Here is a 22,914-nt window from a genome sequence, read left to right on the forward strand (position 1 = left end):
CCTGATCTGTTGGTTTCATTCAAATTAATGGCAACGGTTAGTGTATGATTAGTTGCGAGGATTTTCAGAAGCGATGCCCTGAGCCTGTCGGAGGGTAGGCTAGAACCAAGCCATTACTTATAGCCAATGTTGGCAGTTCGTTTTTATTTTTCCTCATTTCTTATCTGTTCCGACAGTTTTTTTGGTGCAACTTCACAATATGCTGAAGTCAATGTTTTGGTCAGTAAATCCTGATTTACTTCACTCAACTCTATAAATGTCCAACCTTGTTTTCCCCATTTGTTGTCAACTGGGTAAATGCTGGAACTTAATGATGAAAAATTATCTTGGTCGATTTCCGTTAATTTGACCGTTACTTTGCTATTTTTCTCATCAAACGTTGCAAATATTTTCTTTTTTATCCGAAAGGATATTTTTTCAAAATGGGGTTCGACCGTAACTTCCGGAAAGTTAAGTATTGTTTTTTCCAATGTTCCAAAGGTCGCCATTAGCTATTTTTTACAGGTGTTAAATGGGTCAAGACACACAGCCATTTTTCGTTTTCTTTTTTATAAACGTCCGTTACCCATTCATCCGCTTCGATATTTTGTCCTTGCCAAGTCGCAGTATTTTTTCCACGTCCGGTTACAAGTGCAATTTCCCCATAGATTTTTACCCTTAAAATTTCTTTGGTCATAGTGGAATGGGAAAGCAGTCCCTTTTCAACAATCTGGAAAAACCGTTCCTGAAGTATTATTCCGCCTTGACTGTCAACAAGCACCCAATCTTCGGTGATACATTTTTTAATCTTGTCCACATTATTGGATATCACAGCTAGATTAAAGTTTTCCTCTATACGGGAAAAGTATTCCTTCAGTTCCTTATCTGTCATATTTCGCGGTTTGTTTAAATGCCCGCTAACGGTCTTGTGTATGGCTCGTTGCGGGAAATCAGCTATGATTTTCCGCCGTATCCGAAAGATGGCAAATTGGAATGAATTCCGATTAGGAATTCAGCCGCAATGAGCTATACACGGTGTTGTAACCAGTTTTTTTTCAGAGTGTTTAATTCCGATTCATACTCCGTTTTATTAAATTCCAATTTTTGGAAATCAATAAAGTCATTTTTTAAAATCTCCTCATATCCATTATCCCAAGCAAAATTTTTCCAGATATAGGAATTTTCTTTTTTTTCAATTTCGACAGTGATTGCTCCACAACCAATATCTCCACATTCTCTGCAAACAAACAACATAGTTCGTTCAGATTCCAATTCCGATTTTTGGATTTTCAGGAATTCGTCCACTATTTGAATATTCAGATTCGAATCATCATAAAATCCGAAACTTGATGCCAAATCAGATTCCGCATCTACAAATTGGTCAAATAAAGATTTTCCGTCCACTATTAAGTCAAAAAAGTCTCGCGATTCAGCGTTCCTATTTTTGTCTTCTTTTAAAGTTCTTTTTATGAATTTTAGTTCGTTCACTTAAATTGGTTACAACGGTCTCGGTTATGAACAGTTGGGGATTTTACGCCCTAACTTTTCGGTTTAGCACTGACCTTTGTTTTATGTTTATACTTTCGTTTTATCACTTAAGCCCCAATTGTTTATAGCCATTGTTGCCCACAGTTTTTATTCTTTTTTCAGCGTTTTGATTGTTGTAATCCGCTATTATTTCTTTCAATATTTTTGATTCTTTTTCAAACGTGTTTTCAAATTTATCCCAATTAGTCAATGTCAATACTTTTGGCATTTCTACAATTCCAGTTATTGAGTCCCAAAATGCGTCCCAATTATTTCCATAAAATTCAGGGAAATAAAGTCGTTCGGCAAAAGTGTCGTGCAGGTGTTTGATATTAACAATATGTCCAAGGTCAATCGTTTTTATTTCGGGGTTTAGTAATTCTTTAAGTTCAGAGTCAACGTCTTCTAAAATCTGTTTTCGATACCATTCTATGGGTTCAAGTTGCTTTTTCAAGGCATCCGAATTCCATTGATTGTATTCCGATTCTATTGGGCAATTGTCGAGTTCACTTTCATAACCTATTGCAAGTCCAATTGAAAGAAATGGTCTTTTAATTTCCACTTCTTGTTCAAGATATAATTGTCTTAATTTTCTTGTAGCCAAAACAATCTCAACTTTACCAGATTGTATTTTCTTTAATAATTCTACTGTTCTCCACTTTTCGTATTCGCTCCAGTCGAAATGCTTTTTGACAACTGATTTAATGTAGTTTTTTACTTCTCGACTATTGAAATTGAACGCTAACAGGTCGTTGTAATGGTCTTCTGGAATTGTGTTTTCGAGTTCCTTATTTTCATAAATCCACTTTTCAAATGATTCCAATGAAAGGTCATCATTTAAGAATTGATAAAATTTGATTCTATTTGGATTTATGCTTGTCATTCAAATTGCTGGCAACGGTTGGGCTATGATTTCGTTGCGGACAAATCCTGCCAGATTTATCCGCAACGAAATCTGGCCGTTTGATTTATACTTTTACTTTGATGTGGCACAAAGCCACAATGAATTATAGCCATTGTTGGCAATAGTGTTTTTTTATTTTTTATAAGTCAAACAAAATTCAACGAATTCAGAATCGTAACCAGAATCCATTAGTAATTTTTTCGCCCGTTTGTTTTCAATTAAATCTGGGACGAAAGAGTCCATTATTTTCAGTGCGTGTTGTTTTTTTAGAGTCTTGTATTTCATTTCCAGAAAGACTGACTCAAGAATATTCAGATAATTAAAAATGAGATTATTTTCTTTTATTTTTTTGATTTCGCTTTTTGATAATGAGTCAGAGTCCGAATAATTTAGTGGATTTAGCTTTATCAATTGTTCATTTCCGATTTCAAGATTATTCAATTCCGAAAACTTGTCATTCACTCTGCGCATAGAGTCTACAATATTCAGTCTACGCAATATTTTCAAGTTGATTATTGTCAGAAATAAAGCAACAAGTGAGATTATTATTTGTCCAACTGATGATAAAAGGGATATTTCTGAGTCGGTCAATCCAAATGTCAAATTGTTATCCATATTTTTAATCATTTCGTTTTTCTCAAATTATTGCCAACGGTCACTCACTTGTATGTGGTCGGGCGGGATTTCGAAGAGAAATCCTGTCAGACCCACAGGAAAGTGGACGCAAGGTCTGACTTGTCAGATCGCTAAAACCTCCGCCTGCCATGTACAAATTGTTAGGCACTGTTTTTATATTTCAGTCAATTTTTCTCAGTGTCAAACCAATTTTATTTATAGCCTGAAACTTCTCAAAGTCTTGTCGATTATCAAATTCAGTCGTATTGCTTTTTACGGTTTCTGAATCAGGTAAATTTTCATAATCATTGTTTATTACCCAATATTTAAAATACTTGCTTTCTGTTCGTTTTCTACCGTTACCTGTTTTTGCAATTATCCATTTATTATTATGTGCAATTTCTAAAACTGTCATTGGAATTATTTCAATTCCAGAAGTGGTGCAACTTTCTGTTTGATAAAGAATTCTTCGGTCAACATTATCATATTCGGATAGGTAGATGTTATTTCCCAAATAATCTTCTTTCGCTCCAATACAGCAAGAATTAAGTGAAATAACTAAAATCAGAAATGTCAATATGTTTTCAATTCTTTTTTTCATCCAAAATTGTGCCCAACGGTTGTTTAACCAAAACAATCGTTTTTTTGATGTATAAGATAATTATAACAAAGTTATTATATACTTTTTGACGTAAATTGTCATAATCCAAATAAACCAAGTTATTTTCTACCAACTCATATTCTTCCATGGAACATTTACACAGATTAAAGACCATAATGGAGCTCAAACAATACAGTTCCCATACCTTCCATTTACATCCAGAAAAACTAGAGGAAGCACCTGAAAAGGTGTAATGCCAGTTTTGATTGGTATGGCAGCCAAGGTTTTCGGTTATATGATCCACCACATCTTGATCTTTTTACCCTCGTTTCGGCTCTTTTTCCCTTGGCCATAAACCTGTATCTTTGCAGCCTTGGAAAAACTCCGGGCACTGAAATTGATTAATCATCTAATTCGAAAGAAATGCAAGACGGAATCTATGCAAAGTTCAATACCCCTAAAGGGGAAATATTGGTGAAACTCACCCACGACAAGACGCCGGGAACGGTCGGCAACTTTGTTGCACTCGCCGAGGGCGATATGGAAAATGCGGCAAGGCCCCAAGGCAAGCCGTATTATGACGGACTGAAGTTCCACCGCGTCATAGCCGATTTTATGATACAGGGTGGATGCCCGTTGGGTACAGGTACGGGCGATCCCGGTTATAAATTTGATGACGAGTTCCATCCCGAACTCACACACAATGGACCGGGCGTACTCTCCATGGCCAATGCAGGACCGGGCACCAACGGGAGCCAGTTCTTCATTACCCACGGCCCGACGCCTTGGTTGGACAACAAGCACACCGTGTTCGGTTTTGTGGAACATGGACAGGAAGTGGTGGATGCCATCGCCCAAGGGGACGAAATAGAAAGTCTGGAAATTGTGCGAGTGGGCGACGAGGCCCAGAACTGGAATGCCATCGAGGCCTTTAGGGTATTCGAGGGTGCCAGGGAAAGACGCATCGCCGAGGCCAAGGCCAGGGCAGAGGCCGAAATGGAAAAATTGGCCGCTGGTTTTGAAAAGACCCCGAGCGGACTCAGGTACAAGATTGTCCAAAAGGGAAATGGACCCAAGGCCGAAAATGGAAAAATCGTATCCGTACATTATGAGGGCAGTCTCTCAAACGGACAGATCTTTGATTCCTCCTACAAAAGAAAACAACCCATCGACTTTACCTTGGGCATTGGACAAGTGATAGCAGGTTGGGAAGAAGGTATTGCTTTATTGAGCGTAGGGGACAAGGGGCGTTTTGTGATCCCATCACATTTGGCCTACGGTAGTGCCGGTGCCGGCGGGGTGATTCCCCCGGATGCCACCCTTATCTTTGATGTGGAATTGATGGCCGTGAAGTAAGCGTTGCGCTACTGAAAACAATAAAAAAGCTTCCGAAAAGGGAGCTTTTTTATTTGGTACGGTTCACGCTTACCAAAAGCAGACAAAGGTTAAAGGCGAGCAAAAGAAGCAAAATGCTAAAAAAGGTATTCATGGTTATGGTGTTTACTGCATAACAATTGAACGGGAAAATACCCTACCTATTGCCCAATACCTTTAAAATCATTTTTTAGATCCGTTAACGCTCAACACTAACAAAAGTGCGTTAACGACCAAAAGAAAAGACAGTACTCCAAAAAAAGTGTTCATGCATTCATGGGTTTAAAGGTTGTGGGGAACTATGTCAATCTCAACCTTTAGATAGGGAAAAATGGAATGGTTGCGTAAAAAGGGGAAGAAAAATAAAAGACCCGGGCGTTTGCCCGGGCCTGATGTATAAAAAAGTGTGCTGGTACCTTAATCTATAACTTGTACGTTAACGGCGTTCAATCCTTTTTTACCTTGCTGTAGTTCGAATTCTACAGCGTCACCTTCTCTGATTTCATCGATTAAACCTGAAACGTGTACAAAGTGATCTGCGTTTGAACCTTCTTCAGTGATAAAGCCGTAGCCTTTAGAATCGTTGAAGAATTTTACTGTTCCTTTACTCATAATAAATGTTAAAAAAATTAAATGAGCAGCAAAGATACGCTTAATTTATTGATAATTAGGTTTTTTGCAAGAAATTCTTAAAAAATTATGCAGTTGGGTCCGGGGTCAGGCGTAGATAGGGCTTCACTTCCTCCACACCTTTGGTGAATATTCCTTTAGCCTCTTCGGTGGGTATCGATGGGCTCACCACCACCTTTTGCCCATGTTCCCAATTGGCGGGAGTGGCCACTTTGTGATTTGCGGTCAGCTGTAGGGAATCCACCACCCTGAGCAGTTCATAAAAATTACGCCCGGTCGATGCAGGGTAGGTCAGTGTCAATTTTACCTTCTTGTCCGGACCGATGATGAACACCGAGCGTACGGTAAAGGTATCGTTGGCATTGGGGTGGATCATATCGTATAGGTCGGAAACCTTTCTGTCCTCATCAGCTATAATGGGGAAATTCACGGTCGTGTGCTGTGTCTCGTTGATGTCCTTGATCCATTCCTTGTGGGAGGCGACACCATCTACGCTGAGGGCCATCATCTTCACGTTCCTTTTGTCAAACTCATCCTTGAACTTGGCCGCAGTGCCCAGTTCGGTGGTGCAAACTGGAGTGAAATCAGCAGGGTGTGAGAACAAAATGCCCCACCCATCACCTAGATATTCATAAAAATTCAGGGTTCCTTCAGAGGTCTCCGCAGTAAAATCGGGGGCGGTATCGCCCAATCGTAGAGTTGCCATATATATCTTGTTTTAAAGTTGATAAACGAATACCCTACAAATTTAGTAGATAAATCAATGGCGACACTTTATTTCAGTTAAAAGTGTATTAAAATTACCTGTTGTGCATTTTGATTGAAATATGTCAGTTCGAGTGATTTTTTAAAAAACTGTATCGAGAGCTTGAATTTTTACGTCTTTTTGGAAATGTCCAGCTTCTTTTAGCGACATATCTTTTGTTATTTTTAAATTATGGAAAACAATCAACTGGAACAACTCCGTTACCCAATCGGGAAGTTTGAGGCCCCTTCTGTCATCACGAAGGTACAATTGGAAGAATGGATCACTGTCCTGGAGTATTTGCCCCAGCGTTTACAGGATTTGGTCACGCCGCTTTCCGATGGTCAATTGGAAACTCCGTACCGACCTGGTGGATGGACCGTGAGACAATTGGTGCACCACATATCCGATAGCCACCACAACAGTTACATACGGTTCAAGTGGGCGCTTACCGAAAATAATCCTGTCATAAAGCCCTATGACGAAAAAGCTTGGGCGGACCTTTTCGATTCCAGGACGGCACCCATACAAATGTCTTTGGACCATCTAAGGGCGGTGCATGCCAAATTGGTGTATCTATTGAAAGGACTTTCTGTGGACGACCTGCAACGGAAGTTCACCCATCCCGATGGGAATGTGGAGTCCACATTGGAAGTGAACATAGGCCGATATGCCTGGCATAGCAACCACCATTACGCCCATATAGCCAACTTGGTAGAGCGGGAAGGCTGGTAGGCAGTGCCATCACGGGAACCCAGCCAAGCTATGCTTGCTTCCATTTGATGTTGCAACCCAGACTGGGTTTTTGCTCGGATGAGATGGCTTTTCCGGCCAAAAGTGCGTCCATGGCCACTTTAAGGTCATTTCCGCTCAACGGAATGCCATTTCCGGGCCTTGAATCGTCCAATTGCCCACGATACACCAATTTCAGGTCGGGATCGAAGAGATAAAGGTCGGGGGTACAGGCCGCATCGTAGGCCCTTGCCACTTCCTGGGTCTCATCGTACAGGTAAGGAAAGGGATATCCCTCTTCTTTTGCTTTCTCCTTCATCAGATGTGGTGCATCTTGGGGATAGTTGTCCACATCATTGCTCGAAATGGCCACAAACCTGATTCCTTTGGCCTGATATTCCCGGGCGAGTTCCGTGATCTTAGGGTTTACATGGATGACAAAGGGGCAATGGTTACAGATAAACATGATCACTGTGCCCTTGTCCCCACTACAGTTTTTTAGGGATATGGTCTTCTCTGAGACAGTGTCCCAAAGTTCAAAGTCAGGGGCCTTTGTCCCCAAAGGGAGCATATTACTGGGTGTCCTCGCCATAGGTGCTACTTTTTGTGGTTCTGTGGTATAAAAATAAAAAACGGCCTGTGGAATGGCAGGCCGTTTTCTGATTTATTACGGGTAAATCCTCTAGATGTCGTCAAAATCAACATCGGTAAAGTTTTCTGCAATTCCGTTCTCACCAACACTGGTCTCTTCTTCTTTCTTGAAATCCTTCTGATGACGTTCGGAAATCACTTCTTGGCCTTTTTCATCGATGATGTAATCCATCATTTCATCCATGATCTCTTTGAAGGCAGTAAAGTCCTCCTTGTATAGATAGATCTTGTGTTTTTTGTAATGAAAGGAGCCATCATCATGCGTGAATTTTTTGCTTTCGGTGATGGTCAAGTAGTAATCACCTGCCTTGGTGCTCCTTACGTCAAAAAAGTAGGTTCTTCTTCCAGCCCTTAAAACTTTTGAATAAATCTCTTCCTGATCCATTATATCTTTCTCGCCCATATGGTATAGTGTATTTAGAACTATGTTGAATTGTGCTATCAAAAATGTAAAAAAAATGCTAATTCAGCAACTTTTTTATCATTCTTTGCCCGAAAGTTGGTTGAGATAGAGTTCCTTATAGTAGCCTTCCACGTTGTTCAGCTCTTGATGGGTGCCCTCTTGTATTATTTTGCCATTGTCCAGGACAATGATCTTGTCGGCATTTTTTGCGGAGGATACCCGATGGCTCACAATAAGGGTGGTCTTGCTCTCCGATACTTTTTTGAGGTTGTTCAGGATCTCTTCCTCGGTCTCGGTGTCCACGGCAGAAAGGCAGTCGTCGAACAGATAGATCTGTGGGTTTTTGAGCAATGCCCTGGCAATGGATACCCGCTGTTTCTGTCCCCCGCTCAGGGTAATGCCCCGTTCCCCGAGGATGGTGTTGTATTTTTTGGCAAATCCTTCAATGTTCTTGTGCACGACCGCTTTTTTGGCAACGGCCACGATTTCATCGTGTGTGGCATTTTCATTGCCGAAACGGATGTTGTTCTCAATGGTGTCCGAAAACAGGAAGGCATCCTGCGGAACGGCACCTATGGAGTTCCTGAGACTGTTCAGATTGTGTTTCTGTACGGGGATCCCGTCGATCAATACTTCGCCCGAAGTGACATCGTACAACCGGGCCACCAAATCCAAAATAGTGGATTTTCCAGAGCCGGTCTTGCCCAGAATGGCCACGGTCTGTCCTGCCTTTACCTTGAAGGAAATACCCTTTAGCGCGGTGATGTCGGTGTCCTCGTAGGTAAAGGTCACGTTCTTGAACTCAATATCGCCATGAATGACCGTAGGTTGCAGTACCTCGTTCTTGACGGAAGGCTCTTGCATCAAAAATTCGTTGATACGTTTTTGTGAGGCCTCGGCTGTTTGGATGATGGAAGTGAGCCAACCCACGATGGCCACGGGCCAAGTGAGCATGTTCACGTAGAGGATGAACTCCGCAATCACCCCAATGGACTCTATATCACCATTGATGTATTGCCTTCCGCCAATGTAGACCACAAAAATATTACTGATACCGATCAATAGGATCATCAGTGGAAAGAACCAAGCGTTCACTTTGGCAAGGGACATGCTGGTGGCCTTTCCCTGAGTGGCCAGTTCCCGAAGCTCTGCATTGATGCGGGGCTCTATACTGTATGCCTTTATCACCGAAATGCCCGAAAAGGATTCTTGGGTGAAGGTGGACAATGTGGATAGGAATTCCTGCACCTTGGTGCTGCGCTTGTGGATCACCTTGCTGATTTGGTAGATCAGCACGGACAATATGGGCAAAGGCAGCAAGGTATAGGCTGCCAACGTGGGTGCTTTTATGAACATCAACGGCACAAGACAGGCAAAAAGGGTGAGCGTCTGGATGCCATACATGATGGCAGGGCCGGCATACATACGCACTTGGTTGATATCCTCACTGATACGGTTCATCAAGTCACCTATCCTGTTTTTTTTGTAGAAATTGAGGCTGAGCGACTGGTAATGGTCAAAGACCTCGTTCTTCAGGTCGTATTCGATGTACCGGGATATATTGATGATCGTTTGCCGCATCAAAAAAGTGAAAAGGGCGGAGAGCAGGGCGGCCCCCACAATGATCAAGATATATTGTAACAGCATGCCCTTGGCCTCGGAAAGAGAAATGGTATCGGCCATAAACTCTTCGACCGCCTGTATGGAATTGTTCACATAGGAGGGCATGATCAGGGAAAAAATACGGGCTATAATGGTGATCAACACCCCGATAAGCAGTTTGAACCAGTATTTTTTGAAGTATTTGTTAAGGTGTTTCAGTTCCTTCATAAGAGGGAAAGGCGGTTTTTCGATTGTCAATGATTCAAGACAATCAAGCAAAGATATGGTATAGCGTACAAACAAAATGTTATAAAACTGATAAGAAAGCAACTTTGGTAGGTAAGATTAAAATATAAGGTTACTTTTGTGGCGTGAAAGCCAATCAACGACTTTAAAAAGTTCTTTACAGATGCTCACCCGAAGGCATATCAGAGTAAAAGTGATGCAGTGCATTTATGCACTGATCCAGTCCAAGGACGATTCCTTGGTGAAGCAGGAAAAATTCCTAAGAATGAGCATAGAGAACATGTATGTGCTCTATCTGCTTATTTTGAGCCTCTTGGCCGAACTGCATCGAATGGCCGAAAAACATGTGGGACATGCCTCGAAAAAGTACGTGGCCACGGAGGAGGACAAGTATCCCAATCGAGAAAAATTCACAAACAATCGCTTATTGCTCCAAATAGCGAACAATGAGTCCCTTAAGAGCGAACTTTCCAGAAGAAAACTGAACAATTGGTACCTGAACGAGGAATATGTGAAGATTCTCTACAAGGAAATTGTGGCCAGTGATATTTACAAGGAGTACATGACCAATACAAAGGACAGTTATGACAATGACCGTGATGTGGTCATACAACTGTTCAAGGAAATCATAGCACCCAACGAGAAGATTTACGAATACTTTGAGGATGACAAGCTCACTTGGGTAGACGATTTCCCCATTGTGAACACCTATTTGGTGAAGCGATTGAAAAAAGCCAATGAGAATTCGGGCGACAAGTTCTTTTTGCCCGCCCTGCTCAAGGATGCCCAGGACATGGATTATGCCAACGACCTGTTGACCAAGACCCTGCTCAACGATGCAAAATGGGAAGAGGAGATAGAAGGGAAGACCCCCAACTGGGACAATGACCGAATCGCGGAAATCGACTCCATCATCCTTAAAATGGCCATTTGTGAACTTCTGAATTTCCCGTCCATTCCCGAAAAAGTGACCTTGAACGAGTATTTGGAGATTGCCAAGGAATATTCGACCCCCAAGAGCAGTATCTTCATCAATGGGGTTCTGGACAAACTGGCCAAGGAGTACAAAACCAATGGAAGGTTGCAAAAAATTGGAAGAGGGCTACAATAAACAATAATTGATTATTTTTGGAAAAACAAATTTTAATCATGAAAAAAATAACAACACTTTTTAGCTTGGTCTTCGCTATGGCCCTAGTGGGTGTTTCCTGCAAGGACAAGGCCTCTAACAAAATAGTTGCGGACAATGTTGAGAATGCCACTTCAAGGGATGAGGCACAAAAATTGGTTCCTGTAATGACCTTTGAAAAAGCTGAACACGATTTCGGTACCATTGAACAAGGAACCCCTCAAGAGACTACCTTCAAGTTTACCAACACCGGCGATGCCCCTCTGATTATCACCGATGCCAAGAGCAGCTGTGGTTGTACTGTTCCCGAGTATCCAAAGAACACACCCATTGCCCCTGGCGAAACCGGCGAGCTTTTGGTAAAGTTCAATGGGTCTGGACAAAACCAGGTGACCAAGACCATTACAGTTACGGCCAATACAGCAAAGGGCTCGGAAATCTTGAGGATCAAAGCATTTGTTAACCCCAAGAATGCAGTACCAGCTGGTCCTGTTAAATAAGTATAACACCTGAATGGAAAACTTACAACAGTTTTTACCTCTGATATTGATTTTTGGTGTGGCGTATTTTTTCATGATCCGCCCGCAGATCAAACGTCAGAAGGATGAGAAAAAATTTACTTCGGAGCTGAAAAAAGGCGATAAGATCATCACCAAAAGTGGACTTCATGGCAAGATTGTGGAATTGAACGACAAGGATTTTTCCTGTGTCATCGAGACCATGGCCGGCCGTTTAAAGTTCGACCGATCTGCCATTTCCATGGAAATGAGCAAAAAGTTGAACACAGATTCCGACAGTAAGTCATAATCAACGAACATATTTTTTTAAATGGCGTCCCTCAGAAAGTGCATTTCGAGGGACGTTTTTTTTGTATCTTATTCCAAATTTAAAAAAGCATGAACACACGCAGGCAATTTGTAAAAAGAAGTACATTGGGTATGGCCGGATTGGGCACTTCGTTTCTGTTTCCTATGGAACTATTGGCCTCCATTCGCAAAACCGTCAGTCCGAACGATAAGATACAAGTAGGGCTCATTGGCTGTAAGGGCATGGGGTTTTCCGATTTGAGTTCCCTATTGCAGAACAGCGAAGTGGAAGTCGTGGCCCTGTGCGATGTGGATGAAAATGTGCTGCGTGAAAAAACGGCCGAACTGGAAAAGGGAGGTATCAAAAAGCCAAAATGGTATTCCGACTACAGGAAACTATTGGAGGACAAGGATATCGATATTGTCATCATTGGAACACCGGACCATTGGCATTGTTTACAACTTACAGATGCCATTGATGCCGGAAAGGATGTGTATTGCGAAAAGCCCATTGCCAATTCGGTGGCCGAAAGCGAGGCCATGTTGGCCAAAGTGATTGCAAGCGACCGCATGGTGCAAATAGGACAGTGGCAACGCAGCGAGCCCCATTTTGTGGATGCCATCAGCTATGTGCATTCTGGGAAACTGGGACAAATACGATTGGTAAAGGCATGGGCGTACCAAGGGTGGATGCAATCCGTTCCCGTGTTGCCCAATAGTCCAGTGCCTTCCGGTGTGGATTATGCCATGTGGCTGGGGCCTGCACAAAGTCGCCCATTCAATGAAAACAGGTTCCATTTTAATTTTAGATGGTTTTGGGACTACGCAGGCGGTTTGATGACCGATTGGGGCGTGCATATGATAGATTATGCCCTTTTTGGCATGAAAGCCTCCGACCCCAAATCGGTGATGGCGATGGGCGGAAAGTTTGCCTATCCAGGCGATGCAGCCGAAACACCAGATACACTACAGACCATATACGATTTTGGGGATTTTTCCCTGCTTTGGGAACACGCTACGGGCATTGACGGAGGAAACTACGGTCGAAACCATGGGGTGGCCTTTATCGGGAACAACGGGACCTTGGTGCTCGACCGGGGAGGTTGGGAGGTGATCCCTGAGCACGACCGTCCACATTGGAGCAAAGATTTGGGTCCAAAAATAGAACCGGTTCCCCTCCAAAAAGGGATTGGCCAAGGATTGGGGCTGCACACCAAAAATTTCTTGGAGGCGGTAAAAACTAGGGACGCCTCCATCTTAAAAGCGCCCATAAAAGTGGGGTACGATGCCGCGGTGGTGAGCCATTTGGGCAATGTGGCCTACAAGACAGGTGAACGCCTGTTCTGGGATGCCGAAAACAAAAAGTTCAATAATCCCAAGGCCGATGCCCTATTGATGAACGAATACCATAACGGCTGGAAGTTTCCGAAGATGGGGTAGTTTTTGAAGAGTCTTGTTTTAGATTTTTTTGTTTCACTTATCGCTATTAGATATGAATCGATTTTAATAATTGATGTCGACCGATACTGAATCAAGTTCAGCACAGGTAAGTGAAATTCATTTTTTCTGTTTAAAAAAGATTAAGGAATTCCGTAATTGTTCATTGTTCTACCGATACCCATCATTCAATCCCACTCCTTTTTCGATCAAGGGTAGGATTTTATCCAGCCTACGCAATTTGGTGGCTTCTTGTTTGGCTTCCGCAATGTACTCGCAGAACTCTTTCTGTTTATAGGGGGCAAAGGCGTCAAAAGCACTTTTTAAACTTGCGCTTTCAGCCAATTTGGTTTGGAGAAGGTCTGGAACTACGGCTTTCGTGGGTTTGGCGGGAGCTAGTTCAATTCCCTTTTTTTGGTTTTGGATAGCCTCTTGCATATAGGCTGTTACACCCTTTTTGTCAACCTCGTCCAAAGAAAAGAACTTCCAATGCCGCATGCCTTTGGTCTTACCCTCCTGGGCATTTTCCAGCACTTTTTTCGGGTCGTTCATTAGGGCCCCGTTAAAAAACCAGACTCCAAAATAGCCTTTGAATTTACTGATGCCAAAAACGTTTTTGCCATTTACGGTATACACCGGAAAACTCCATTTAAAATCCTCCTCGCAATCGGTTTGGAGGGCCAACTCGCGCAAAAGCGTAATTCCGTCTTTAAAGGGATGTTCCTTTTCATAGAAGGCCTCTAGTTTTTCTGATTTTTCCATCTTACTTGATTTGACTGGCGGTCAACTCACAGATTTTCACAATCACCTCGACCGCTTTTTGCATGCTTTCCAAAGGAATGTACTCATATTTTCCGTGAAAATTATGTCCGCCCGCAAAGATGTTGGGGCAGGGCAGGCCCATAAAACTGAGTTGGGAGCCGTCCGTACCGCCTCGTATGGGCTTGATGATGGGTTCAATGCCCAAAGACCTCATGGCCTCTTCGGCAATTTCCACAATATGGAAAACGGGTTCTACTTTTTCGCGCATGTTGCGGTATTGGTCCTCAATAATCAAGCTCACAAAGTCACCATACTTTTGGTTGAGTTTGTCCACAACTTCCTTCAATAATTCCTTTCGGGCCTCAAAATGGATGGCATCGTGGTCACGGACAATCAATTCGATCTCGGCCTTTTCAATTTCACCCTTTATTTTGTGCACATGGAAAAATCCTTCCATGCCTGTGGTATGTTCGGGTACCTCGCGAGGTGGCAATAGACTTAAAAACTCATTGGCAATGCCAATGGCGTTCACCATCTTGTTCTTGGCATAGCCCGGGTGTACGCTTTTGCCCGTAAAGGTGATGTTTGCCTTGGCTGCATTGAAGTTTTCATATTCCAGTTCCCCAATTTGGCTGCCATCCATGGTGTAGGCCCAGTCGGCCCCGAATTTTTTCACATCAAACTTGTGGGCGCCCCTACCAATTTCCTCATCTGGTGTAAAGGCGATGCGGATCTTGCCGTGTTTGATCTCGGGATGCTGCACCAAATATTCCATGGCGGTCACGATTTCTGCCACACCCGCCTTGTCATCGGCACCCAAAAGGGTAGTGCCGTCGGTGGTGATCAAGGTCTGGCCTTCATATTGCAGCAGATCTTCAAAATAATCGGGCGACAGTACAACGTTCTTGACCTTGTTCAGTACAATGTCCTTGCCATCATAATTTTCGATGATCTGGGGTTTTACGTTCTTTCCTGAAAAATCGGGCGACGTATCCATGTGAGAGATAAAACCAATGGTCGGCACCTTTTTGTCCACATTACTGGGCAAGGTGGCCATGATATAGGCATTTTCATCGATGGAAACCTCTTGGAGGCCAATTTGATGCAGTTCCATCACCAGTTTTTTGGCCAGGTTCCATTGCTTCTCAGTACTCGGGGTGGTTTTGGAATAGGGGTCGCTCTGGGTATCGGTCGTTACATAGTCCAGAAAACGGGGCAATAGTTTTTCCATAGTAGGGATTTCACTAAAAATAACGCATATTCGAGAGTTAAATTAAAAAACAAATGGTTTAAAAAAGTATCTTTCCCGAACTTTTAAAAACCAGCTTTCGTTGAAAAGGGTGATTTTTTGTCTTTTTTTGATCTCGGGTCTTTATGGGTCGGCCCAGATGGATTGTATTTTGGGTGTAGGTGGACCTGATGGAGACACCATGGTCCAGGTTTTCCAGTTGAACGAGGAACAGCAGGAAAAACTCAAAAGTTGGAGTGCCGAACTGAAGGTGCGGAATGATATCTTGAGGGAAAAGGCCGAATATTTGATGAAAAAGAACGAGGACAGTACCCCCGAAGTCTTGTTGGAGGTCTCCAAACAGTATAGGGCTATCCAGGACAGTATGTTCCAGAACGTACGGATGATGGACAAAAGGCTGTTGACCATTTTTAACGACAAGCAATATCAGCGTTACTTGGGCTTTTGCAATGAGCTTGCCTTGCGTCCTATCCATGTAAACAGGTCGGTTGACGAAAAATAGTCCAATAGCAAAAATCTGTTTTAAGAGTTTTTATTTTTGTCCAAACCAATTTTGAATGTACAAATTCCTCATCCGTCCGGTACTTTTTTTATTTGATGCTGAAACTGCCCACCATTTTACTTTTGGGGCCATTGGGTTTTTTTCAAAATTGGGGTTGAACCGATTCTTCAGAAAGGCATTTGTGTTGGACGACCCAAAGTTGGAACGGGAAGTATTTGGGGTGAAGTTCAAAAATCCAGTGGGTCTGGCAGCAGGTTTTGACAAGGATGCCAAACGGTACAATGAATTTTCGGATTTTGGTTTTGGTTTTGTTGAAATCGGGACGGTGACCCCCAAGCCGCAGGACGGGAACCCCAAAAAGCGGTTGTTTCGTTTGTTGGCGGACAAGGCCATTATCAACAGGATGGGTTTTAACAACAAAGGAGTTTTTGAGGCAGTCGAACAATTGAAGAAAAAACACCGGGTCATCGTAGGAGGGAACATTGGAAAAAACAAGGTAACCTCCAATGAGGATGCCATCAAGGACTACCTGATCTGTTTCGAGGCACTTTTTGAGCATGTGGACTATTTTGTGGTGAATGTGAGTTCGCCCAATACCCCCGGTCTTCGGGAGCTCCAGGATAAAGCACCGTTGACGGATCTCTTGAAAAAGCTGAAACGCCAGAACAGCAAACAAGCCAAAAAACTGGTTCAGAAGGAGAAGCCCATCTTGCTCAAAATTGCGCCAGACCTTACCGACGACCAACTTTTGGACATCATAGACATTGTCAGGATCACCCAAATCGATGGGGTGATCGCCACCAATACGACTATCGAAAGAAAGGGATTGAAGTCCCATCTGATCCTATCCGAAGAACAAGGCGGGCTCAGCGGCAAACCCTTGGGCAATAGGAGTACCGAGGTCATCCGCTTTTTGTCCGAAAACAGCAACAAGGCTTTCCCGATCATAGGGGTGGGGGGCATACATTCTCCTGAAGATGCCCTGGAAAAATTGGATGCTGGGGCCGATTTGATACAATTGTACACCGGTTTCATTTATGAAGGTCCGGGTCTTGTTAAAAAAATCAACAAGGCCATTTTGGAGCGGACGACCTAACAACCCATGCACAGCTTACTTCTATTTAGTGGAGAGACCATAAACTATCCTATCCTTATTGGGTTTGTGCTATCGGCTTCCGCATTGGCCATTTCCCCAGGGCCGGACAATATTTTTGTGCTTGCACAAAGTATTTCAAATGGGGTCAGGGCAGGTTTGGCAACCGTTTTCGGATTGGTAAGTGGTTGTTTGGTACATACCACATTGTTGGCCTTCGGGGTTTCGGAAATCATCAAGCGTAGCGATGTCCTCTTTTTTGGCATAAAACTCTTCGGGGCCCTCTATCTATTATATTTGGCTTATAAGGTGTACAAAAGTGATGGGAACATACTCCTGGAGGGCAAAAAAGCAGGCAAAAGCCCAAAGAACCTGTTTTGGACAGGCTTCACCATGAACGTACTGAACCCAAAAGTCACAATTTTCTTTTTGGCCTTTTTTCCAGGATTCCTGTTCAGTTCGGAACTGGACCCTGTAGTGCAGTTTTATGTGTTGGGCTTCCTTTTCATGCTGTCCGCTCTCATCATTTTTGGGGCCATTGCCCTGCTGGCTGGGAGTATTTCCAATTATTTGACAAACCATAACAAGGTCGGACTGTACCTAAAATGGGTGCAGATCATCGTTTTTGTGGGCATTGCCGTTTACCTGTTGCTATCTGATAAATAGTGCTATTTTTACGGGAGCCAATGTCTAAGATCAAACTCATAGAATGTCCACGGGACGCCATGCAGGGAATCAAGACCTTTATTCCCACCAAGGAAAAGGTAAAGTATATCCAATCCTTGTTGGGTTGCGGTTTTGATACCCTAGATTTTGGGAGTTTTGTGTCGCCCAAGGCCATTCCGCAGATGCAGGATACGGCCGAGGTATTGGCCCAGTTGGACCTGACACGGACCAAAAGCAAGCTTCTGGCCATTGTGGCCAATGTTAGGGGGGCCGAGGATGCCTGTCGGCACAGGGCGATAGATTATTTGGGTTTTCCGTTCTCCATTTCCGAAAACTTTCAGATGCGGAATACCCATAAAACCATAGCACAGTCCGTAGAGACTTTGAAGGAAATCCTGGACCTTGCCAATATCCACGATAAGAAAGTGGTCACCTATATCTCCATGGGGTTCGGGAACCCGTATGGAGACCCTTGGGATGTGGAGATCGTAGGGGAGTGGACCGAAAGGTTGGCTGAGATGGGCACGCATATCTTATCACTGTCCGATACCATTGGGAGTTCCACACCGGAAGTGATCGACTATCTTTTTTCCAATTTGATCCCCAAGTACCCAGAAATTGAGTTTGGGGCCCATTTACATACCACGCCCACCAAATGGCATGAAAAAGTGGATGCTGCCTATAAGGCAGGCTGTCGTCGTTTTGATGGTGCGGTACAAGGTTTCGGTGGTTGTCCTATGGCCAAGGATGAACTCACAGGAAATATGCCCACGGAAAAAATGCTTTCGTACTTTACCTCCCAAAAAGCGGATACAGGCGTAAACTGGATGGTTTTTGAGGCAGCATACAACAAGGCTACCGAATTATTCTCCGTATATCATTGAAAATCAATACTTAATTTCATTTTTGAATCCTTTCCGCCTTGTGATTTAAATTAAGTCTAAATAAATTTGGTTAATCATGAAAGTAAAAATAAATTTGCCGCGCTATTATCTAAAATCTCATGAAACGATCAATCTTATTGTTCAGTTTACTTTTTACAGGTTTACTTTTTGGTCAAACTATAACCGATTCAATACAATTGGATCCACAAAAGCAAATTAATGCAGCTCAGCGTTTGTTATCAGGTAATTATGCTTCTGCGGTAACAGTAGGGGCCTACGGCGAGATGCTCTATAATCAACCCGAAGCCCAGAATGGTGAACTTGATGTTCAACGTTTGGTGGTATTGTTTGGGTACCGATTTGATGATAGAACCCAGTTTGTAACCGAAATCGAATTTGAGCATGTCGAAGAAGTTTATATAGAACAGGCGTTTGTCAATTATAACGCGGCACCAAATTTTAACATAAGGGGTGGCCTTATGTTGGTGCCTATGGGCATCATTAACGAGTTCCATGAACCCACCACATTTAATGGAACTGAGCGCCCTGAATTGGATAATGTAATTGTACCGACAACATGGCGCGAGTTGGGGGTTGGAGTTACGGGTAGATTTAATTCTTTGTCCCTTGGCTATCAGGCATATCTTTTTAATGGGTTCAAATCTTCCCAATCAGATGGTGATGGTGGTGTTCAGGGATTGTTGGGAGGGTCCAGTGGTCTTCGTGGTGGTAGACAAAAAGGTATTCAATCCACTATTGATAGTCCAAACCTATCCACTAAATTGGATTATTACGGTATACCGGGACTACGCCTTGGATTTTCAACCTATTTTGGTAGAACCCAAGCGGCGGATAATGTTGAGGAGTTTGATGGTTCAGACATTGGAATGGCCATGTATGGCCTGGACGCTCGATTTGCACACCAAAATTTTACGGCAAGGGGACAATTTATCCATGCGTCTTTATCTGATACTGATTTGTATAATAATTTGACTGGTAGTAATTTAGGCAGTGCTTTGCAGGGCTGGTATTTGGAAAGTGCCTATAATGTGCTTCCAATGGGCAAAAGACAAAAGCTTTATGCCTTTGCACGGTATGAAACTTACAACTCGCACTTTAAAGTTGATGGATCTTTACAAGCCAATGATGCATATGATCGTTCCGATATTACAACAGGATTGACCTATCACATTGCTCCAGGGGTTGTTGTAAAGGGAGATTACCAATTCAGAAGCAATGCAGCTGATGATAGTGATGTTCCTGATCGTTTGAACTTTGGTATAGGAGTGTGGTTCTGATAGATGCCAATCCAAAAGAAAGGATTAGTAAAACATTACATTTAGTCATGACAAAAGCGGGGTTTTTAGGTTTTATTTTTCTATTATTTTCTTTTGGGTCTGCTATTTTTCCAGGTTTGGACAAGAAATCCATAAAGGAAATTGAAAAGACTTTTGGAACTGCGGATTTTAAGTTGGAACCCATATCTATCCAAGAGGAAATCAATTCAATTTTGCCGATGAAAATTGCTTCGGAAAATCTTTATAAGGTAAATACTTCGGATGCTCTGTTGGGTTATGCATTTTGGAATCAGGCGCCAAGTAAAACAGCTATGTTCGACTACCTGGTAATATTTGATGACAGTTTGAAAATTATCAATGTAAAAGTGCTTGTTTACAGAGAGGACTATGGAGGTGAAATTGGAAGCAACCGTTGGCTAAAACAATTTATTGGAAAATCAAGAGCAGATCGCATAAAAGCTGGCGAAAATATAGATGTAATTTCAGGGGCCACCATTTCAGTGAATTCCATGGCCAAGGAAATGGACAATCTTTTGCAAAGTATTGATATTCTACAAACAAAAGACCAAATTTGATGGAATACAATGGCTTGCTTTGCACCTTATCCAAAGAGATCAGACTCTTTATTGCTACTTTTGTTATCATACTTTCCATAGGATATTTTACAGGGCTACTTTTTATAAAACATACTGAGGCTACATCTCCAAATGGAATTGAGGAGAATTATTTGGGCAACGAAGAGGATGAGGAGGCAACCGTAATGAAGTTCAAAAAGGGGGATAGGGAGATGCTCACCACGGTTCACACCCATATTTTGTCCATGTCATTGATCTTTTTCTTGTTGGGCGGGTTGGTCTGGATTTCCAAGGCACCCAAAAAGTGGAAACTTTTTTTGACCATTGAGCCTTTTCTTTCGGTCATCTTGACCTTTGGGGGAATTTACCTGATGTGGATAGGAATCAGTTGGTTCAAGTATGTGGTGATATTTTCCGGGGCATTGATGACCCTCAGCTTTACAGGAGCAGCCTGTTTGGTCCTTTGGCAATGCGTAAAACCACCAAAGGTGGAATAGGGGATCAGTTCTCTATAAATTGATAATCGATATCCTGATAATCCAATAGTTCTATCTTGGTCTTTTCATAAGAAAGCAGGTTCATGATTTCATGGATTTCTTCCTTGTTCACCAAAATGATAAAATGTTTTTTTCCCACCGAAATGGGAATCTTGCGTTGATGTGCCCAATTTTTTAAATGGCTTTCCCAATAGGCAATGTCCAATTGTCCAATATATTCCTTCAAAGCTTCGAGTTCCCATTCATAAAGCTCAAAGCAAAGGTTGTTGAAAATCAATTGGAACAGTTTGCTCTGGTTGCAAAAGGTCAATATTCCATTTTTGGAACGGCTCAGTATATTCAAGGATTTGCACATAAGTTGTTCTATTGGATAGTAAAGATAATAATTATTTATATTAAGTCTAAATAAGTATAGTTCGTTTCAAGTTTTATATTAAAAAATGTCTAAGGTGGGAAGAGGGTGGATTCAATAAAAATAGTGGTATATTTGCACGCAATTAATCCGTAATTGCAATGGAAGCCCACCTAAACAAAATTGTTGGCGAAGGACTTACTTATGATGATGTTCTTCTTGTGCCCTCATACTCCGAAGTACTTCCCCGAGAAGTCAATATCCAATCAAAATTTACTAGAAACATCACCATAAATGTGCCCATTGTTTCCGCAGCAATGGATACCGTGACCGAATCCCGAATGGCCATTGCCATGGCCCAGGAGGGCGGCATTGGGGTGTTGCACAAGAACATGACCATTGAGCAACAAGCTCTTAAGGTCCGCAAGGTGAAACGTGCGGAGAGTGGCATGATCATGGATCCTGTAACGCTTCCTTTGGACTCCAAGGTCAGGGATGCCAAGGCCAATATGAAGGAATTCAGCATTGGGGGAATCCCAATTGTGGATGCCAATAAAAAATTGATCGGAATCGTAACCAATCGTGATCTTCGTTTTGAAAAAGACAATGATCGTCCAATCTCTGAAGTGATGACCTCGGAAAATTTGGTTACTGTTGGGGAAGGAACTTCCTTGGAACAGGCGGAAGTCATTCTGCAAGAAAATAAGATTGAAAAACTCCCAGTGGTCAACGCTAAGAATGAGCTGATCGGGTTAATCACTTTTAGAGATATTACAAAACTCACCCAAAAACCCATAGCCAACAAAGACCAATATGGAAGACTACGTGTGGCGGCTGCAATAGGTGTTACCGCTGATGCTGTGAAAAGGGCAGGAGCACTGGTTGAGGCGGGTGTGGATGCCATCATCATTGATACCGCACACGGTCACACCAAAGGTGTGGTGAGCATTTTGAAAGAAGTAAAAAAAGCCTACCCACAGTTGGAAGTGGTCGTAGGTAACATTGCCACTGCCGAAGCTGCCAAATACTTGGTAGAGGCCGGTGCCGATGCCGTTAAGGTCGGAATCGGGCCAGGTTCTATTTGTACCACCCGAGTGGTGGCCGGGGTCGGTTTTCCTCAGTTTTCCGCTGTATTGGAAGTGGCCGCTGCCATTAAGGGAAGTGGGGTGCCTGTAATCGCCGATGGTGGGATTCGCTATACGGGTGATATTCCAAAAGCGATTGCTGCCGGTGCCGATACCGTAATGTTAGGCTCCCTGTTGGCGGGAACCAAGGAATCTCCTGGGGAAACTATTATCTATGAAGGACGAAAGTTCAAATCATACAGAGGGATGGGCTCTGTGGAAGCCATGAAGGAAGGAAGCAAGGACCGTTATTTTCAAGATGTGGAAGATGACATCAAGAAATTGGTTCCCGAAGGCATAGTGGGCCGTGTACCCTATAAAGGCGATCTGTATGAGAGCATGCACCAATTTATTGGTGGACTTAGGGCTGGAATGGGTTATTGTGGAGCCAAGGATATTGCTACATTAAAGGAAACGGGTCGGTTTGTCAAGATAACCTCTAGTGGCATCCACGAAAGTCATCCTCATGATGTGACCATCACAAAGGAAAGTCCAAACTACAGTCGATAAAAAGGTTAAAGTGAAGTGCTG

The 22,914-nt window shown here is 42.8% G+C and carries 27 protein-coding genes; 14 read left to right on the plus strand and 13 right to left on the minus strand.

The window, feature by feature from the left end; translation table 11 throughout:
• Window positions 1-143: 143 nt before the first annotated feature.
• The 5 genes from D2V93_RS05590 to D2V93_RS05615 all read right to left on the minus strand — a co-directional run bounded on the left by D2V93_RS05590 (window position 144) and on the right by D2V93_RS05615 (window position 3,626).
• Window positions 144-488, minus strand: coding sequence for an MmcQ/YjbR family DNA-binding protein (locus tag D2V93_RS05590; RefSeq protein WP_119618735.1), 345 nt, complete (start codon window positions 486-488; stop codon window positions 144-146).
• Window positions 488-871, minus strand: a complete 384-nt coding sequence (locus D2V93_RS05595; protein WP_119618736.1) for a nuclear transport factor 2 family protein — start codon at window positions 869-871, stop codon at window positions 488-490. The genes D2V93_RS05590 and D2V93_RS05595 overlap by 1 nt, the downstream gene beginning before the upstream one ends.
• Window positions 872-1,005: 134 nt before the next feature.
• Window positions 1,006-1,467 (minus strand): hypothetical protein, encoded by a 462-nt coding sequence (locus tag D2V93_RS05600; RefSeq protein WP_147377370.1) that lies wholly within the window; start codon window positions 1,465-1,467, stop codon window positions 1,006-1,008.
• A gap of 103 nt (window positions 1,468-1,570) precedes the next feature.
• Window positions 1,571-2,329 carry a barstar family protein gene (locus D2V93_RS05605; protein WP_182849947.1) on the minus strand — a complete coding sequence of 253 codons (759 nt, stop codon included), beginning with the start codon at window positions 2,327-2,329 and terminating at the stop codon, window positions 1,571-1,573.
• Between the two features lie 877 nt (window positions 2,330-3,206).
• Window positions 3,207-3,626 carry a DUF3997 domain-containing protein gene (locus tag D2V93_RS05615; RefSeq protein ID WP_119618740.1) on the minus strand — a complete coding sequence of 140 codons (420 nt, stop codon included), beginning with the start codon at window positions 3,624-3,626 and terminating at the stop codon, window positions 3,207-3,209.
• Window positions 3,627-4,049: 423 nt separating this feature from the next.
• Here D2V93_RS05615 and D2V93_RS05620 point away from each other — a divergent pair, with 423 nt between their 5' ends.
• Window positions 4,050-4,982, plus strand: a complete 933-nt coding sequence (locus tag D2V93_RS05620; RefSeq protein WP_119618741.1) for a peptidylprolyl isomerase — start codon at window positions 4,050-4,052, stop codon at window positions 4,980-4,982.
• Between the two features lie 435 nt (window positions 4,983-5,417).
• On the opposite strand, the gene D2V93_RS05625 is transcribed toward D2V93_RS05620, so the two are convergent.
• Together D2V93_RS05625 and D2V93_RS05630 are read right to left on the minus strand one after the other, a co-directional pair.
• The gene (locus D2V93_RS05625) at window positions 5,418-5,612 is read right to left on the minus strand and encodes a cold-shock protein (protein ID WP_072877311.1); all 195 of its coding nucleotides are present in this window, start codon (window positions 5,610-5,612) and stop codon (window positions 5,418-5,420) included.
• 85 nt (window positions 5,613-5,697) lie between these two features.
• Window positions 5,698-6,336 (minus strand): peroxiredoxin, encoded by a 639-nt coding sequence (locus D2V93_RS05630; protein ID WP_072877313.1) that lies wholly within the window; start codon window positions 6,334-6,336, stop codon window positions 5,698-5,700.
• A 231-nt stretch (window positions 6,337-6,567) separates the two neighbouring features.
• Here D2V93_RS05630 and D2V93_RS05635 point away from each other — a divergent pair, with 231 nt between their 5' ends.
• Window positions 6,568-7,110 (plus strand): YfiT family bacillithiol transferase, encoded by a 543-nt coding sequence (locus D2V93_RS05635; protein WP_119618742.1) that lies wholly within the window; start codon window positions 6,568-6,570, stop codon window positions 7,108-7,110.
• Window positions 7,111-7,138: 28 nt separating this feature from the next.
• Here D2V93_RS05635 and D2V93_RS05640 read toward each other — a convergent pair whose 3' ends face one another.
• The 3 genes from D2V93_RS05640 to D2V93_RS05650 all read right to left on the minus strand — a co-directional run bounded on the left by D2V93_RS05640 (window position 7,139) and on the right by D2V93_RS05650 (window position 9,991).
• The gene (locus tag D2V93_RS05640; RefSeq protein WP_119618743.1) at window positions 7,139-7,699 is read right to left on the minus strand and encodes a thioredoxin family protein; all 561 of its coding nucleotides are present in this window, start codon (window positions 7,697-7,699) and stop codon (window positions 7,139-7,141) included.
• A gap of 90 nt (window positions 7,700-7,789) precedes the next feature.
• Window positions 7,790-8,161, minus strand: a complete 372-nt coding sequence (locus D2V93_RS05645) for a PUR family DNA/RNA-binding protein (RefSeq protein WP_072877319.1) — start codon at window positions 8,159-8,161, stop codon at window positions 7,790-7,792.
• A gap of 78 nt (window positions 8,162-8,239) precedes the next feature.
• Window positions 8,240-9,991, minus strand: coding sequence for an ABC transporter ATP-binding protein (locus D2V93_RS05650; RefSeq protein ID WP_119618744.1), 1,752 nt, complete (start codon window positions 9,989-9,991; stop codon window positions 8,240-8,242).
• Window positions 9,992-10,172: 181 nt separating this feature from the next.
• Between D2V93_RS05650 and nusB the strand changes: the two genes are divergently transcribed.
• The 4 genes from nusB to D2V93_RS05670 all read left to right on the plus strand — a co-directional run bounded on the left by nusB (window position 10,173) and on the right by D2V93_RS05670 (window position 13,384).
• Window positions 10,173-11,120 carry a transcription antitermination factor NusB gene (gene nusB, locus D2V93_RS05655; protein WP_072877323.1) on the plus strand — a complete coding sequence of 316 codons (948 nt, stop codon included), beginning with the start codon at window positions 10,173-10,175 and terminating at the stop codon, window positions 11,118-11,120.
• Between the two features lie 38 nt (window positions 11,121-11,158).
• Window positions 11,159-11,638 (plus strand): DUF1573 domain-containing protein, encoded by a 480-nt coding sequence (locus D2V93_RS05660; protein ID WP_072877325.1) that lies wholly within the window; start codon window positions 11,159-11,161, stop codon window positions 11,636-11,638.
• Window positions 11,639-11,651: 13 nt separating this feature from the next.
• Window positions 11,652-11,945: a preprotein translocase subunit YajC gene (gene yajC / locus D2V93_RS05665; protein WP_072877327.1), complete on the plus strand. Its 294-nt coding sequence runs from the start codon at window positions 11,652-11,654 to the stop codon at window positions 11,943-11,945.
• Window positions 11,946-12,034: 89 nt separating this feature from the next.
• Complete coding sequence (locus tag D2V93_RS05670) at window positions 12,035-13,384, plus strand: Gfo/Idh/MocA family protein (RefSeq protein WP_119618745.1); 1,350 nt, start codon at window positions 12,035-12,037, stop codon at window positions 13,382-13,384.
• A gap of 168 nt (window positions 13,385-13,552) precedes the next feature.
• On the opposite strand, the gene D2V93_RS05675 is transcribed toward D2V93_RS05670, so the two are convergent.
• Complete coding sequence (locus D2V93_RS05675) at window positions 13,553-14,143, minus strand: YdeI/OmpD-associated family protein (protein ID WP_119618746.1); 591 nt, start codon at window positions 14,141-14,143, stop codon at window positions 13,553-13,555.
• A gap of 1 nt (window position 14,144) precedes the next feature.
• Window positions 14,145-15,374, minus strand: a complete 1,230-nt coding sequence (gene pepT, locus D2V93_RS05680; protein ID WP_119618747.1) for a peptidase T — start codon at window positions 15,372-15,374, stop codon at window positions 14,145-14,147.
• Window positions 15,375-15,531: 157 nt separating this feature from the next.
• On the opposite strand from pepT, the gene D2V93_RS05685 reads away from it, so the two are divergent.
• The 7 genes from D2V93_RS05685 (at window position 15,532) to D2V93_RS05715 (ending at window position 20,907) form a co-directional block, all read left to right on the plus strand.
• Window positions 15,532-15,894: a hypothetical protein gene (locus D2V93_RS05685; protein WP_182849948.1), complete on the plus strand. Its 363-nt coding sequence runs from the start codon at window positions 15,532-15,534 to the stop codon at window positions 15,892-15,894.
• 55 nt (window positions 15,895-15,949) lie between these two features.
• Window positions 15,950-16,990: a quinone-dependent dihydroorotate dehydrogenase gene (locus D2V93_RS05690; RefSeq protein ID WP_119618748.1), complete on the plus strand. Its 1,041-nt coding sequence runs from the start codon at window positions 15,950-15,952 to the stop codon at window positions 16,988-16,990.
• Between the two features lie 6 nt (window positions 16,991-16,996).
• On the plus strand, window positions 16,997-17,653 hold the full coding sequence (locus D2V93_RS05695) for a LysE family translocator (RefSeq protein ID WP_119618749.1): 657 nt from the start codon (window positions 16,997-16,999) through the stop codon (window positions 17,651-17,653).
• Window positions 17,654-17,673: 20 nt separating this feature from the next.
• Window positions 17,674-18,537: a hydroxymethylglutaryl-CoA lyase gene (locus D2V93_RS05700; RefSeq protein WP_119618750.1), complete on the plus strand. Its 864-nt coding sequence runs from the start codon at window positions 17,674-17,676 to the stop codon at window positions 18,535-18,537.
• A gap of 119 nt (window positions 18,538-18,656) precedes the next feature.
• Window positions 18,657-19,835 (plus strand): hypothetical protein, encoded by a 1,179-nt coding sequence (locus D2V93_RS05705; protein ID WP_119618751.1) that lies wholly within the window; start codon window positions 18,657-18,659, stop codon window positions 19,833-19,835.
• A 47-nt stretch (window positions 19,836-19,882) separates the two neighbouring features.
• Window positions 19,883-20,410, plus strand: coding sequence for an FMN-binding protein (locus D2V93_RS05710; RefSeq protein ID WP_119618752.1), 528 nt, complete (start codon window positions 19,883-19,885; stop codon window positions 20,408-20,410).
• Window positions 20,410-20,907 carry a hypothetical protein gene (locus tag D2V93_RS05715; RefSeq protein ID WP_119618753.1) on the plus strand — a complete coding sequence of 166 codons (498 nt, stop codon included), beginning with the start codon at window positions 20,410-20,412 and terminating at the stop codon, window positions 20,905-20,907. Before D2V93_RS05710 ends, D2V93_RS05715 begins: the two co-directional genes overlap by 1 nt.
• Window positions 20,908-20,911: 4 nt before the next feature.
• Here D2V93_RS05715 and D2V93_RS05720 read toward each other — a convergent pair whose 3' ends face one another.
• On the minus strand, window positions 20,912-21,262 hold the full coding sequence (locus D2V93_RS05720; protein ID WP_072877352.1) for a DUF6686 family protein: 351 nt from the start codon (window positions 21,260-21,262) through the stop codon (window positions 20,912-20,914).
• Between the two features lie 158 nt (window positions 21,263-21,420).
• Here D2V93_RS05720 and guaB point away from each other — a divergent pair, with 158 nt between their 5' ends.
• Window positions 21,421-22,893 (plus strand): IMP dehydrogenase, encoded by a 1,473-nt coding sequence (gene guaB, locus D2V93_RS05725; RefSeq protein WP_119618754.1) that lies wholly within the window; start codon window positions 21,421-21,423, stop codon window positions 22,891-22,893.
• Window positions 22,894-22,914 lie beyond the last annotated feature (21 nt).

The sequence above is a fragment of the Flagellimonas taeanensis genome, from assembly GCF_003584105.1.
Taxonomy (GTDB): Bacteria; Bacteroidota; Bacteroidia; order Flavobacteriales; family Flavobacteriaceae; genus Flagellimonas; species Flagellimonas taeanensis.